This window comes from Janthinobacterium psychrotolerans, from assembly GCF_001677885.1.
Lineage (GTDB): Bacteria > Pseudomonadota > Gammaproteobacteria > Burkholderiales > Burkholderiaceae_D > Janthinobacterium > Janthinobacterium psychrotolerans.
This window is the reverse complement of record NZ_LOCQ01000040.1, coordinates 32,018-46,048: the sequence shown is the minus strand read 5'-3', so window position 1 is coordinate 46,048 and position 14,031 is coordinate 32,018. Positions and strand designations below refer to the sequence as shown.

Sequence of the window (14,031 nt, the reverse complement as noted above, 5' to 3'; positions counted from 1 at the left end):
GGATGCGCGCCATGGCGACCGCCCTCCCCTCCTACGCCGAATTGCAGTGCGTGAGTCATTTTACGTTTTTGCATGGATCGTCCACTCCAGAACAACTGGTGCAACGCGCCGCTGGCCTCGGCTATCACGCTCTGGCGATCACCGACGAATGCACGGTGGCCGGTGTGGTGAAGGCACATCTTGCCGCCAAGGAGACTGGCCTCAAGTTGCTGATTGGGAGCCAGATGCTGGTGACGCCAGAGGACGGTTCACCGCCCTTCTCCTTGCTAATCCTGGCCATGAACCGGAACGGCTATGGCAATTTGTGTGAACTGATTACCGTCGCGCGCCGGCGAGCGAAGAAGGGAGAGTATCTTGTGCGGCCTCGTGATATTGCGGCGCCGCCGCCTGATTTGGTTGCGTTGCGAGGTATGCCCGATTGTCAGCTGATTCTGCTGCCAAGCTACGGCGCAGGGCTCGAAGTCATCGAGCGGCAAGGGGCCTGGCTGTTGCAATGTGCGGCCGGTCGTGCGCGGATCGCGCTGACCTTGCACTTTCGATCACGCGACCAGGAACATAAGGACATCGTCGCTGCTGTCGGCGCCCAGTTCGACTTGCCCGTGGTGGCTACCGGCAACGTCGTGATGCATGTACGTTCCGCCAAGCCCTTGCAGGACACGATGACTGCGATCCGTCATGGCGTTCCGGTCGCACAGTGTGGCTATCGGCTAGCATCGAACGCGGAGCAGCACCTGCGCTCCAGAGTAAGACTGGGAAACCTTTATTCGCGCGCCGCGCTCGAGGAGACGGTCCGCGTCGCAAATCTGTGTACGTTTTCGCTCGACGAGTTGCGGTACGAGTACCCGGTGGAGATTGTGCCAGAGGGGATGACGCCAAGCGGTTATTTGCGGCAGCAAGCCTACCTTGGTGCGCACTGGCGCTATCCCGCCGGCGTGCCGGCCAACGTCCAGTCTCTCATCGAGCGGGAGCTCGAACTGATTGCGGAGATGTCCTACGAGAGCTACTTTCTCACGGTCTACGATATCGTGCGCTTCGCACGGGCCAACAGGATTTTGTGCCAGGGACGCGGCTCGGCGGCCAACAGCGCCGTGTGCTACTGCCTGGGCGTGACCGAGGTCGATCCATCGCGTGGCACCCTGCTGTTCGAACGATTTATTTCCAAGGAACGTAACGAACCTCCCGACATCGACGTGGACTTCGAGCACCAGCGCCGTGAGGAGGTGATCCAGTATATCTATCAGAAGTACGGCCGCACTCGCGCTGCACTCACGGCCGTTGTCATCAGCTATCGCCCGAAGAGCGTGTTGCGTGACGTGGGTACCGCGCTCGGCGTTGATCTTTCCATTGTTGATAAGGTGGCCAAGGCCAACCACGGATGGGGAGGGCGGGCCGAATTGGCGGAGCGCATGCATAGCTGCGGACTGGATCCTGACTCCGACGTCGCCCGAAAGTGGGCTTTCCTGGCTGAACACATGATGCGCTTTCCGCGTCACATGTCACAGCACCCTGGCGGTTTCGTTATCTCGCACAGCAAGCTGTCGCGTTTGGTGCCGGTGGAAAATGCCAGCATGGAGAACCGTACCATCGTGCAGTGGGATAAGGACGATCTGGATGCGGTCGGTTTGTTAAAGATCGATATCCTGGCGCTGGGCATGTTGAGTGCCATGCGTCGCACACTGGAACTGGTATCGGCCAGGCGCGGCGAGCGATTTGAATTGGCAGACATTCCGAAAGAGGATGCTGCGACGTACGAGATGATCTGCCAGGCCGACACAGTCGGCGTGTTCCAAATCGAGAGCCGTGCCCAGATGTCGATGCTGCCGCGGCTGAAGCCAAAAGTGTTTTACGATCTGGTTATCGAGGTAGCCATTATCCGCCCAGGCCCCATTCAAGGGGGGATGATCCATCCTTACCTGCGCCGGCGCGAGGGGACCGATCCCGTGTCCTATCCCAGTCCGGAAATGGAGGCTGTGTTGTCACGGACACTGGGTATCCCCATCTTTCAGGAACAGGTAATGCAGATCGCGATGGTCGCGGCCGGTTTCACAGCTGGCGAGGCAGATCAGCTGCGTCGTGCCATGGCCGCGTGGAAGCGAAAAGGGGGCTTGGAGCAATTTGAAGACAAGCTCAAAACAGGCATGGCGGCGCGCGGCTACAGCGACGATTTCGCTAACGGCATCATTGGTCAGATCCGGGGATTCGCCGAGTATGGTTTTCCAGAATCGCATGCTGCCAGTTTTGCTCTCCTTGCCTACGCATCGAGCTGGATGAAACGGCATGAGCCGGCCGCGTTTCTGGCCGCCCTGCTGAACAGCCAGCCGATGGGTTTCTACAGTCCGTCTCAACTGGTACAGGACGCCGTGCGACATGGCGTTGAGGTGCGTGGTGTGGACATCAATATCAGCGGCTGGGAGGCCACGTTGGAGGCTTCAACTGGCGCCCAACCTGCGGTACGCCTGGGGCTCAACCTGATTCGAGGTATGGAGCGTGAAGCCGCTTGGCGGATTGAAGAGGCGAGGGCTGTGCGGCCGTTCAAGGATTTGCATGACTTGGGCGTACGCGCGGCGCTCGATGCGGCGCAACTGAAGCTGCTAGCCAGTGCAAATGCGTTGTTGGAGATCAGCGGCAATCGGCGCCAGGCGATATGGAATGCGGCGGGGAGCGTTCCTGACTGCGGACTCTTGCGGGAGGCCCACATCGTTGAGGAAGAGTTGATGATTGCGCCGGCCACTGAAGGGCAGGAGCTGGTGGCGGATTACCGCCATATGGGATTGACGCTCGGCCGTCATCCGCTTGCGCTGTTACGTGCGCGGTTGCACGCGATGCGGTTCATGCCTGCCGAAATTCTGAATTTGTATGATGATGCGCGCCTCGCGCGTGGCTGCGGTTTGGTAACCTTGCGGCAGCGCCCGGAGACTGCGAAGGGCGTCGTGTTCTTGACGATCGAGGACGAGACAGGAAACGTCAATGTCATCGTCTGGCCGAGCCTTTTAGAGCAGCAGCGCCGGGAGGTGATGAGCGCGCGCTTGCTGGGTGTGTATGGCCAATGGCAGTGTGCGAATAATGTCAGGCACCTGGTGGCGAAGCGGCTGGTGGATCTTACCCATTTGCTTGGGGATCTGGACACGCGAAGCCGCAACTTCCATTGAGCTGTCTTTCTATACCAATGTTCATTTTAATGTTGATAACTCCCAAACATCATGCATCTATTAATACCGCTTACGGGAGTAGAACGAAAACAGTAAGTCTTTGATTTTATAGGGTGTTCAAGTTGAACATGTTATTTTCATTCAAAATATCACGGGCGTGAGGTTGCCTGGGAGGTACAGAGGATGGCCTGGATGGCCAGCCTGTGTCCTGCGCAGGCGGTGCAGACTCGGTACCATGGCCCGAACTGCTTGGTCGCGTCCGAGGTGAGTGCCGTTTGTGCCCCATGCAGCTACCACTATGCCGGCGCTGCCTGCAAGGGTGACAAGGTGCTTGTCATTCTCCGGGCCGATTGGATCGGTTGCTGCCAACATGTCGGCTGGCTTAGTCGCACGGAATGCGAACAGATTGGTCATGCACAGTGCGCCATATCCCCAAGATTTAGCGAACGCCATGCAGCGCCGAATTGTTGGGTCGTCCAAGACCTCATCGGCTGTGCTTGGATTCAAGCCGATGAACATCGCGTAGCCGTCACCGCCCAGGTTCCCGACATCGCGCCAGAGCGTGTAGCGATAGGTGCGGCAGAGCGAAAGGATCGTTTCACGGGTGGTCATATTTATCGGCTTACTCAAGTTCATAGTCACGCTCAAGCGTGTTGTCTTTAAGGCGGCACTCCTTGAGCGTCTGGAGCATGACATGGCCATCGATGATCGCGCGAATCACGTCACGCAACGTATTCAAGTCTACTGACGCTTCAAGCTCGACTTCCACATCAGGGAATTCACCATCAGGTTGAGCCGTCAGCGAAGTCGTGACACCTGCCGCAGCGCATGCCGACATAAACTCCGTTACATCTGTTGGGCATTCGGCCCTAAATGAAAAAAATGCCATCGAAATTCCTAACCCCGGATACCGTCCAGGTTACGGGCTTTTACAAGCACAACTCAGTCACAATGTGGAATGCCATCGCTGGTTATGGACCGAGTTGGTGCTTCGGGGGGGCAGTAGTGAGGACCGGTATCAACGCAGTGAGCTATTCCAGTACCTTCAAGTGACCATTTTCTGCCCTCTGGACAACCATGTGGGGTAGGAGGGGAGATACAAGCGGATAGGGCAATACCGCGCGAACAATCGTTGTCGAACTGCTCCTTTGTTCGGACATCTCCAGCAGCCTTGGCCAACAAGAAGGGATCATCCCGAGGTGGTGGCATATCACCTGGACAGCCAGAATAGGTCTTATTCTTGTAAGAGTAGGGAGTGCAAAGCACCCCCTTAATCACCACGTTTTGCCAAGCGAAAACAGGTGATGTAAAGAGCGAAACGCCAGTTCCCAAGATGAGAAGAATTGATGATTTATTGATCATTGCAAATATTTCCTCCGTCGGCATCCGGCCGCTACGGGCGCCTAAGGCGCGTTTACCCCACCTCTACAATTTCGACGGCTTGCCGCCGCTTACTGTTTCATCCTGTTTGATACCGAGGCGTCAAGGACCTCCTTCCTTGATCAAGTTTGACGTTAGTCAGATCGTCAGCCGTCAGAAACCTTGCGACTCGTGCATTGAGCTAAAATGTGGTTACATTTATATGGAAGTGCTACCACGGCGGTATTCTCGACGTACGGTTCCATATTTAGCGATAAGGTCTTGAACTGTGCAACGCAAACCGAGTTTCTGCGCGATATCCAAGGTGAGAACCCAAATATCCGGGCGATCGCTCGGCAGCGATCGTTGCACTTCAGCGTATGCATTTAATGTATTATCCAACGAAACCAGAGCATCGCTGTCAAGTCCTACGCCATCTGAGATACCGAATCTTACATTTGACACTTTGCCACTATGCAGATCAACCGACGCAAACACCGGGCCGCCAGCAGATCTGCCAGTTGGAAGCGGGAGACTAATGGCGACATCGAAAATCTCACCGTCGAGTTCAACCCAAGAATGGTCGAAGCATGGACCATTGAACCTGACCTCGCCAATGCATAAGTGTGGCTTTAGTCCCATTTCTGATAATAATATGAATAGGACTGCAGAAGTCGAGTGGCATGCACCGAAGTAATTTGTATCCCAAACATATAGCAATAAGGCTCTATATGCCTCTGCTGCTGCCCCGTTAATCTCTTTCTGAGCAACCGCTGTCTGCAGTCTACTTGAGTAGTGTTTAGCACATGCCATACGTCCCAACCACATATCTTCACCATGGTCATGAGCGCGATGTTTCTTCGCAAAAATATCTCCTTGCTTTCGCTCTTCAGGTATCTCTTTATTGCTGGCGTGGTTCATAATGTCTCGCTGTTTTAAGATGGGTCGGTACCCTGCCTGGCCTTTTGGATGCTCTCTTTCTTCGCACAGGCAGTGGGTGCTGCGGTGGGTGTCACCTATGCATCGTGATTATCTATCGTTACCATGTTGATCTTGGCTGACCAATCGTACCGGCGTAGGATTGGTATTGATCGTTACTGAAGCTACCTTGTGAATGACAATGCTCGTCGGATCGAGCTGTAGGGCCGGTTCCGGCTGGTGCGTGCTCGCCAAATAGCAACGCCGCTCGCTCGGTTGTTGCCGATATATTTTCGGATCATACTCATCGTACTCGTCACCGCCTTCATCGTGGGCCGTCCATAATTCCGCACTGGCGGTAACGTTTTCAAGGTCGGCATCGACTGCCATCGCAGCTTTGTAGAATAGAACGACATTCATATTCTCGGCGCCGTGCGGTCCGTTCGACACTTGCACGGACGGGTAGAGAATACCGTCGATATCAACTTCAGTATGCATTGCCAGATAATCCGCGATCACCTGCGTGATAAGGTAATTGCGATCCTGTTCCTCTGGCATCACTGGGACCGTCATTTTTCGCGAAAGCGTCTCAAGAAAGTCACGTCGCTGAAATGATGCCATGGTCGCGGGATCGAATAAGCTAGCGTTGTGCGGGATATGCACTAGTGCCAACGAAGCAAGGTTCAACAGCTTCAACGGCCGCACAATATCGAAGCGCGCTACAACAACTTGACTGCCGACGGGAGGACGTACCTCGGCAAGTGCGGTAGCCTGTTGGGATGCGCCGTAAAAGGCGGGTTGCCCGGCCGTATTCATTCGGCCTGCGTTGCCCATACCCATCGGCGGCGCTCCAAGCCATTTTTCCGGATGGCAAAGGGCTTTTTTGATATCCTGGTCGGACTGGAATACGCGGGCCCGATAGAATGCACGGTACTCAGAAGCGGGTCCTACGTCGACCAACACCGACAATCCATTGGCGGTGACGTCCGATGCAATCCCTCCGAATATCCGCTCCATGAACCCGGATACTTTTGGATTGAAGAATCTGGCTTCGCTGCGAAGGCTAATTTCCATTTGCGACCACTCCCACGGCAATTGGGAGTCAACGGCGCGACGTCGTACGAACCATGGCTCATCAGGCCATTCCTCTTCCAACACCTCCACGATGTCGGCAGCCACATCCCAGGTCACTCCTGCCATATTTTCGATCGTATCGGGAAAATCCTGGCCGTTAGGCATTCGATCATAGACAATCACAGCCATAGTCTGGCTGGAGTCGTCGTAAAAGGCATGTAGTACCTCACTGCAGCGCGCGGCCACCGTTGAAATTGGCGCAGCGGGGTAACCACCCTCACAGTAGTCGCAGGAATAATCGTCGGATGCTTTCGATTCAATTTCTAAGCGAAGGAAGGGTTCGGTAATACACGCGATACAAATATGTTTCATCGGTTCCATGATCAAGATCGGTGGGTATCACTGGGCGGATGGAGCGGTGATGATACGCATTTTGCAATAAAAAAGCTACGTGAGCTGACACCGTTTCCCATGCGCGGCGGGGTGATGCTTCCGGGGACCAAAACCGTGCCTTGTACCTCAGACCGACACTCCTCAGGCGATGATGCAAGCGCCGCTGTAGCGGTTGCAAGTCGAGCCGCGCGACAAGCGTTGGCTGTGCCGTACGTAGGCCGCCGATTGATCCTATCGAGGTCATATGACGGTGCGCGCCGCAGGCACCACTCCAATAGCCGACAATGCTACATGCAGCCCCATCCTGAGATGCTAGCTAAGTCGGCGGTCACCCCTGCCATGTGGATCTTTCCAAGGGGCCTGCAGTTTTGGCGCGATCTGGCAGCAGCCAACTGATGGTGGCGCACCAAAGCCCCGCGACTTAGCTGCAGGACCACAAGTCCCATTGGCTACACCTGCATTTCGCGCAGGGCCGCACCGAACCGGTGCCGCTGGCCACCGTCAATTGCGAGCCGCAGCGCTGGCCGTTGGAGAATGTGCTGGGGCGCGTCGATGAAACCGCCGCCCGGTGCTCTCGTTCACTGACGGGGCCGCCCGCACCATCTGGCTGGTGACTCACTGCGTAGAGTCCATGCTAGTCAAATGTCCGATGACCGACGCGGCACCGCTGCAGGCGCTAGCCGGCCTGGACGGCGGCCAGCCGTCGATACCCTGTTTAAGCAAAAAACTGAGTGAAACCGTTTGTTCGATCAGCGGCAGAGGAGCGGTGGTAGCGGCAGGCGGTAGGTGCCGACATGGCGGGCAGCTGCCTCGGCGTGGACCATAGAGGGGGAGAACACAGGATTCGGAAAAAATCGGGCGCTAAGCCACTTCACTCGTTATTGCGGAACCCCAACGGCCGAAATTGTCCATCGTCGCTCTTCCGACTCTGACGCCAGACGTAATCTCCGGTCAGATTGATGTGTTCCCAGCCCAAGGGCGAAAGGTATTGCAGCATGTCGTCCTTGGCCAGCTTGCCTGACTCGCGCAAGGCCTGCGTGGCCCGCTCCAGGTACACGGTGTTCCATAGCACAATGGCGGCCGTCACCAGATTCAGGCCGCTGGCACGATACCGCTGCTGTTCAAAGCTCCGGTCCCGAATTTCGCCCAGCCGGTGGATGAAGACTGCCCTGGCCAGCGCGTTGCGCGCCTCCCCTTTGTTCAATCCGGCGTGGACGCGCCGGCGTAGCTCGACGCTTTGGAGCCAGTCCAGAATGAACAGCGTGCGCTCGATGCGGCCCAGTTCACGCAGCGCGATCGCCAGACCGTTCTGGCGCGGATAACTGCCGAGCTTGCGCAGCATGAGCGATGCGGTGACGGTGCCATGCTTGATTGACGCCGCCAGGCGCAGGATTTCGTCCCAGTGCGCGCGCAAGTGCTTGATGTTCAGGGTACCGCCGATCATGGACTTCAACCCTGGATAGTCCGCAATGGCGCCCGGAATGTACAGCTTCGTGTCGCCGAGGTCGCGAATGCGTGGCGCGAAGCGAAAGCCCAGCGTATGCATCAGCGCGAACACGTGGTCCGTGAAGCCGGCGGTGTCCGTGTAGTGCTCCTCGATGCGCAGGTCTGATTCGTGATACAGCAATCCGTCGAGCACATAGGTCGAATCCCTGACGCCGACGTTGACCATCTTGGTGCTGAACGGAGCGTAGTTGTCGGCGATATGCGTGTAGATCATCTTTCCCGGTTCGGCGCCGTACTTCGGGTTGATGTGTCCGGTACTTTCGGCCCGGCCGGCCGCGCGGAAGCGCTGGCCATCCGATGATGACGTGGTGCCGTCGCCCCAGTTAGCGGCAAACGCGTGAGAGGATTGAGCGTTGACGAGGTCGGCCAAGCCGGCCGAATAGGTTTCGTCACGGATGTGCCAGGCCTGTAACCACGACAGCTTGGAATAGGTCACGCCGGGGCTCGATTCCGCCATCTTGGTCAGGCCGAGGTTGATGGCGTCGGCAAGAATCGCCGACAGCAGCAGTGTCCTGTCCTTGGCCTGCTCGCCGTTTTTCAGATGGACGAAGTGGCGGGTGAATCCGGTCCAGTCGTCGACGTCCATCAGCAGTTCCGTAATCTTGATGCGTGGCAGCATCGCGCTGGTGAGGTCGATCAGTGCCTGGGCCGACTCGGGCACCACCGCGTCCTGCGGGCTGATTTTGAGGCCAGTGTCGGTAATAATGGCGTCCGGCAGTTCATTGGCCAGCGCAAGCCGGTTGACCGTGGCCAGTTGCTGGTTCAGCAGCATCACGCGTTCGAGCAAGTACTGGTCGAGGTCAGGGTTGATTGCAATGGGCAGCGTACGGGCCTGTCTGAGTTCGCTGAATTTTTCCGGTGACAGCAAATACTCCTCGAAATCCCGGAACTGGCGCGAGCCCTGCACCCAAATATCGCCGGAGCGCAGGGCGTTCTTCAGTTCGGACAGTGCGCATATCTCATAGAAGCGTCGGTCGATGCCATCGCTGGTGATAACTAGCGGTTTCCAGCGGGCTTTGACGAATGTGATGGTCGCATCTTCCGGTACCTTGCGCGCTCCGGTCGTGTTCATCTTACGCACGACATCAATGGCGTCGAGCACCGCTTGTGCTGCGGGCGCCGCCTTGAGCTTGAGCACGTCGAGAAATTCGGGCGTATAGCGACGCAATGTGCTGTACTGCTCTTCAATCAATTTTAGATGGTCAAAGGTGGCGGGCCGGGCGAGCTGGGTGGCCTCGGTGACGCTTTGTTCAAATTCAATCCACGGCAGCACGGACTCGATCGCGGCATATGGGTCGTCGCCGGATTCTTTGGCTTTGACCAGCGCACGGCCAATTTTCGAATACAGACGTACCTTGTCGTTGATCGCCTTGCCTTGCTTTTGGAACTGCTCCTGGTGCTTGTTCTTGGCGGCGCTGAACATCTTGACCATGATGCGGTCGTGCAGGTCGACCAACTCGTCCGTCACGGTGGCCATGCCTTCGATGGCCAGTGCTGCCAGTGTGGCATAGCGCCGCTCGTCCTCAAATCTGGCAAGGTCACTCGGTTGCATCTGCGCGCCTTCACGCGCAATCTTCAGCAGACGGTTTTGGTGAATATGCCGGCCCAGTCCCTCCGGCAGGGCGAGCGACTGGAAGATCTTGAGGCGCTCGATATGCTCCCGCACGTAGCGGGAATTCGGTTTGCGTGGTGACTGACGCAACCATACGAGCCAAGTGATTTTTATGTCCGGCGCAACATTGAGCAGGTTATCCAGCCCGCTTCGGTGATGTCGTTCCAGCGGCTCGATCAACGTCCGATAGATGCGCCTGTTGGCCCGCGTCACAGCTTCCGCGCAAGCACGCTCAATGACCGATAGAGCCGGCAAGATAATCCGTTTCTGCCTCAGCGTTTGCAAGGCATGGCTTGCGAGCACGATGCCTTTGTCAGTCTGCATGGCAAGGTCAGCCAAACTGTGAGCCAGCTTCCGAAAATCCGTCAACCCGAACGGTGACAATCCGAGATAGGCGCGCAACTCATGCAAATGCTCATTCCGCGTTTTTTCGCGCACCCCGTATTCCTGCCAAGTGGCGGCATCGCTTCGTACCTGGCGGGCGACCCATTGAATCACCATATCCGGCACCAGCATGTCGCCAGCCAGCGCGTAGCCAGGGTAGCGCAGCAGGCACAATTGGACGGCGAAGCCGATTCGGTTGGCGTCGCCGCGGCGCTGCCGGATCATGGACAAATCGGACTCGGTGAAGCTGTAATGCTGAATGAGATCGTCTTCGGCCTCCGGGAGGGCCAATAGGCTCTCCCGTTCCGTTGAGGAAAGTACCGAACGACGCGCCATACGTTACGTCATCCTGCCGACGCATAGGCACCTCATGTTGGCCCCGCTCCGCCAATTCGCGAAATGGTTTCAATCAGCGTGGTTCGCTTGACCCCAAAGGTTCGGCAGACAGCCGCCTTGGACATGCCGTCGCGCAGTGCGGCAAGAATGGACTCCAATTTTTCGCCGGTAATTGACGGTGGGCGGCCGCCGACACGACCGCGCCGACGCGCTGCGGCAAGTCCGGCGGTCACGCGTTCCTTGGTCAACGCCCGCTCGAACTGGGCCAGCGCGCCGAAAACATGGAACAGCAGTTCGCCGGAAGCTGTCGTCGTGTCCATTCCTTCGGTGAGTGACCGAAAGGCGACCTGCTTGTCTTTGAGCGTGTTTACGATGGAAAGTAGGTGCGGCAATGAGCGGCCGAGCCGATCTAGCTTCCAGACGACAAGCACATCACCAGGCCGCAAGAATTCAAGCGCCTGAGCCAAGCCTGGCCGATCATCCTTGGAACCGGACGCACGGTCTTCATAAAGATGCCGGACATCGACGCCCGCCGCCTGCAGCGCGTCGCGCTGCAGGTTGGTGTTTTGGCGGTCAGACTCGGACGAAACCCGCATGTACCCGACAAGCATGTACGGAAAACCCATGAAATATGATTGTCGTATGCTACACCATGACGACATAGTATTCCGTACACTTTTCATGCCTTGGGGTGTAAGCTCGAGATATCGCCTGTCGAGCCGTCGGAAAACATCTGTTTTCCGACAGGCAGCTTTCGGCCAAAAGCGGACTGTCGCTGTCCGGCAAGCCCGTAGTAGCGAACCTGTGGGCCAGTTGGTGCCCGCCGGTCGTCGAGAGACGCCGGTCTTGGCCAAAGCGCAGGCAGGGCGTGGCGATGTCGTCTTCATCTTTGCTAATCAGGGTGGTTTTGCCCCGGCATTCAAATGCTGTCTTTCCCAAAAAAGCCTGGTCCTGCAAAATGTTCTGATCGACCATATTGGCGCCATGGCGCGCTAATCAGGGGCGCGCTATCGCCGGCGACCTTGGCCAAGCATCTCGACAAGCTAGCCGTTCGGCGACAGCGCTGTGGGCCATCAGCATCGCGATGCCGTGGCCAAACGCAACGACCTCGATCCTCACGTTGTCGGCGCCCAGGTCATCCTGCGCATTGCAAGTATTGTTGAGCGTCAGATTCCGTTTCATGGGGTTGGCGTCGCTCCCCTGGAAGACGACCCGCCATGCGGTGGCAGTCCCTGCGGCTGCAGCTCCAGAAAGAATTCCAAGTGCACCGGGCGCTGCCAGGGCAAGCGCTTGGGTCACGACCGCCCCGCGCGATGGTGCGTTTTTGCCCATTTTGTCCAGGAATCGTTACCGCCGCAGTGCGACGCGCTGCACGCGGTACCTGAACGTACTGAAACCCGCCGCAGGCCGACAATCCGGCGCTCATTATTTCTGCCAGCCCCACTTGGCAAAGATCGCGCTGCCTTGCGTCGATTGCAGGAATGCGATGAACTGCTTCGCTTGCGGGTTGGCGGCGCCATGCTCAGTCAACGCCACGCCGGTATCGCGGTAAATCGCATAATCAGGTTCGATTGGCACGACGTCGGCCAGGCGCGGGTTCGACACCTGCCAGATATTCCAGATAAGCCACGCGTCGATGTCGGTGCGGGCGGTCCAGGTATCGCGCGCGCTCGCGCTGTTGGGTGCGTAACTGGCAATATTCGCGCGTACCTTGCGCACCGACTCCATGCTGCCTTTGCGGCCAGCCATGTCTTCCCAGACGCCGTTCTGGCCGGCGCCGTTGACCACAAGCAGACGCACGCCAGGCTGCATCAGGTCGGCCACGCCGCGGAGGTGCTTGGGATTGCCGGGACGCACCAGGATCGCCAGGGGACGCATATATAGCGGGGTAATGCTTGCCTCCTGTATCTTGCCGCCCATCGCTACCGTAAAGTCCGTCATCATCGTTTCCGAACCGCTGTAAATGATGTCCGCATCCTGTTTTGCATGGTCGATCCAGCTTGGCGTGGGGCCGGCCGTGACGGTGACTTTGATGCCGTTCGCATGCTCGAATGCCGCCGCTGCTTCTTTCATCGCAGGAGCCGGTCCACCCGGGCCGTACACCAGCAACGGCTGCTGGGCACACGCGATACCAGCGGTGAGCGCAACTGCAGCAACAAGGCTGCAGCGCGCCGCGGTCAAATAGTGATGTGATGTCATGGCGTTATCTTTCGTTTGTGGAAAATGGATGGCGTACTGCTACGCCCTTAAACACCCAGAAATTTGATCAGGGTGAAACTGATGACACCAAGGCCGAGCAGCGAAAAAATGACAACCCCGGCGACCTTGCCGCCGGCACGCAGGACAGCGCGGGCATCGACGCCGAGGCCGAGCGCGGCCATCGACATAATGGTGAAAAAATTGGCGGCATCGTGCGCTGGCGCCAGCGCTGCCTGCGGAATCCAGCCCAGCGAGCGCAAGCCCAGCAATGCAAGGAAGCCGACGATAAACCACGGCACCAGGTGCGCGACGTTCAGGCGGGCGCCTCCCCGTCCGCTTCCCATCAGAGACAACACCAGCACGACCGGGCCCAGCATCAACACGCGCACCAGCTTGACCAGGGTGCCAATGTGTACGCTGACTGCGGACACCGAACTCGTTGCCGCCAGTACCTGTGGCACGGCATACACGGTCAGCCCGGCAAACACGCCGTATTGAACCGGCGTGAATGACAACAGCCCCACCAGCAACGGCAACCCGAGCACCACCACCACACCCAGCACCGCCGTAAAGGCGATGGAGGCGGCCACGTCCTTGCCATCTGCGTCGATCACCGGGGCCACCGCCGCAATCGCCGAGTTGCCGCAAATTGAATTGCCGCAAGCAATCAGGATCGCCATCTTTTTCGGCAGACCGGCGCTGCGGCCCAGGAAATAACTGAACAGAATCGCCAGTACGACTACCCCGGCAATGCCGCCGACCAGTCCCATGCCGTTTTCGAGCAGCGCGCCGGCGCTGACGGACGCGCCCAGCAGCACCACGGCAATCTCAAGCAGCAGCTTGGCGCCCATGTGGATGCCTGGCTCGAACCGCTGATCGAGACGGTGCACGGTGCGCAGTCCAGTTCCGAGCAAAATCGCCAGGACCAGGCTTTCGAGCCACGCGCGTCCGAACAGGTGGGCTTCTGCAGCTTCCATTCCATACGCGGCCAGCGTGACAGCGCCGCACAGCAACAGGCCGGGGACAAATGGAGCGCATTTTTGATACTGGGATGTCATGGTCGACTCTCGTTCAGATGTTCAGAGCATGCATTATCGAACG

Annotated in this window: 11 protein-coding genes; 2 read left to right on the top strand and 9 right to left on the bottom strand. The window is 57.9% G+C overall.

What is annotated here, in order from left to right; translation table 11 throughout:
* The first annotated feature begins 2 nt into the window (after window positions 1-2).
* Window positions 3-3,149, top strand: a complete 3,147-nt coding sequence (locus ASR47_RS03400; protein ID WP_065306356.1) for an error-prone DNA polymerase — start codon at window positions 3-5, stop codon at window positions 3,147-3,149.
* 141 nt (window positions 3,150-3,290) lie between these two features.
* Here the strand turns inward: ASR47_RS03400 and ASR47_RS03395 are convergent, their stop codons facing one another.
* The 4 genes from ASR47_RS03395 to ASR47_RS03385 all read right to left on the bottom strand — a co-directional run bounded on the left by ASR47_RS03395 (window position 3,291) and on the right by ASR47_RS03385 (window position 6,881).
* On the bottom strand, window positions 3,291-3,761 hold the full coding sequence (locus ASR47_RS03395) for a DUF1643 domain-containing protein (RefSeq protein WP_065306355.1): 471 nt from the start codon (window positions 3,759-3,761) through the stop codon (window positions 3,291-3,293).
* Between the two features lie 10 nt (window positions 3,762-3,771).
* The gene (locus tag ASR47_RS03390) at window positions 3,772-4,038 is read right to left on the bottom strand and encodes a hypothetical protein (RefSeq protein WP_065306354.1); all 267 of its coding nucleotides are present in this window, start codon (window positions 4,036-4,038) and stop codon (window positions 3,772-3,774) included.
* 689 nt (window positions 4,039-4,727) lie between these two features.
* On the bottom strand, window positions 4,728-5,429 hold the full coding sequence (locus ASR47_RS26385; protein WP_082988711.1) for a lasso peptide biosynthesis protein: 702 nt from the start codon (window positions 5,427-5,429) through the stop codon (window positions 4,728-4,730).
* 108 nt (window positions 5,430-5,537) lie between these two features.
* The gene (locus ASR47_RS03385; protein WP_082988710.1) at window positions 5,538-6,881 is read right to left on the bottom strand and encodes an RES family NAD+ phosphorylase; all 1,344 of its coding nucleotides are present in this window, start codon (window positions 6,879-6,881) and stop codon (window positions 5,538-5,540) included.
* Window positions 6,882-7,461: 580 nt separating this feature from the next.
* On the opposite strand from ASR47_RS03385, the gene ASR47_RS28325 reads away from it, so the two are divergent.
* A complete protein-coding gene (locus ASR47_RS28325; protein ID WP_425402718.1) occupies window positions 7,462-7,719 on the top strand; it encodes a ParB N-terminal domain-containing protein in 258 nt (85 codons plus the stop codon).
* A gap of 45 nt (window positions 7,720-7,764) precedes the next feature.
* On the opposite strand, the gene ASR47_RS03380 is transcribed toward ASR47_RS28325, so the two are convergent.
* From ASR47_RS03380 to ASR47_RS03355, 5 genes are all read right to left on the bottom strand, one after another.
* On the bottom strand, window positions 7,765-10,731 hold the full coding sequence (locus tag ASR47_RS03380; protein WP_065306352.1) for a Tn3 family transposase: 2,967 nt from the start codon (window positions 10,729-10,731) through the stop codon (window positions 7,765-7,767).
* Between the two features lie 32 nt (window positions 10,732-10,763).
* Entirely contained in the window at window positions 10,764-11,342 is a 579-nt protein-coding gene (locus tag ASR47_RS03375; protein WP_065306380.1) for a recombinase family protein, read from the bottom strand.
* Between the two features lie 34 nt (window positions 11,343-11,376).
* Window positions 11,377-11,706 carry a hypothetical protein gene (locus ASR47_RS27350; RefSeq protein ID WP_065306351.1) on the bottom strand — a complete coding sequence of 110 codons (330 nt, stop codon included), beginning with the start codon at window positions 11,704-11,706 and terminating at the stop codon, window positions 11,377-11,379.
* Window positions 11,707-12,156: 450 nt separating this feature from the next.
* Window positions 12,157-12,930: a substrate-binding domain-containing protein gene (locus tag ASR47_RS03360; RefSeq protein WP_065306349.1), complete on the bottom strand. Its 774-nt coding sequence runs from the start codon at window positions 12,928-12,930 to the stop codon at window positions 12,157-12,159.
* Between the two features lie 47 nt (window positions 12,931-12,977).
* Window positions 12,978-13,988: a YeiH family protein gene (locus ASR47_RS03355; protein WP_065306348.1), complete on the bottom strand. Its 1,011-nt coding sequence runs from the start codon at window positions 13,986-13,988 to the stop codon at window positions 12,978-12,980.
* Window positions 13,989-14,031 lie beyond the last annotated feature (43 nt).

Coding starts and splice junctions, on each gene's coding strand:
- ASR47_RS27350 (WP_065306351.1), bottom strand. CDS start 11,706: ATGGTCGATCAGAACATTTTGCAGGACCAGGCTTTTTTGGGAAAGACA.
- ASR47_RS03390 (WP_065306354.1), bottom strand. CDS start 4,038: ATGGCATTTTTTTCATTTAGGGCCGAATGCCCAACAGATGTAACGGAG.
- ASR47_RS03375 (WP_065306380.1), bottom strand. CDS start 11,342: ATGCTTGTCGGGTACATGCGGGTTTCGTCCGAGTCTGACCGCCAAAAC.
- ASR47_RS03355 (WP_065306348.1), bottom strand. CDS start 13,988: ATGACATCCCAGTATCAAAAATGCGCTCCATTTGTCCCCGGCCTGTTG.
- ASR47_RS26385 (WP_082988711.1), bottom strand. CDS start 5,429: ATGAACCACGCCAGCAATAAAGAGATACCTGAAGAGCGAAAGCAAGGA.
- ASR47_RS03395 (WP_065306355.1), bottom strand. CDS start 3,761: ATGACCACCCGTGAAACGATCCTTTCGCTCTGCCGCACCTATCGCTAC.
- ASR47_RS03385 (WP_082988710.1), bottom strand. CDS start 6,881: ATGGAACCGATGAAACATATTTGTATCGCGTGTATTACCGAACCCTTC.
- ASR47_RS03380 (WP_065306352.1), bottom strand. CDS start 10,731: ATGGCGCGTCGTTCGGTACTTTCCTCAACGGAACGGGAGAGCCTATTG.
- ASR47_RS03360 (WP_065306349.1), bottom strand. CDS start 12,930: ATGACATCACATCACTATTTGACCGCGGCGCGCTGCAGCCTTGTTGCT.
- ASR47_RS03400 (WP_065306356.1), top strand. CDS start 3: ATGCGCGCCATGGCGACCGCCCTCCCCTCCTACGCCGAATTGCAGTGC.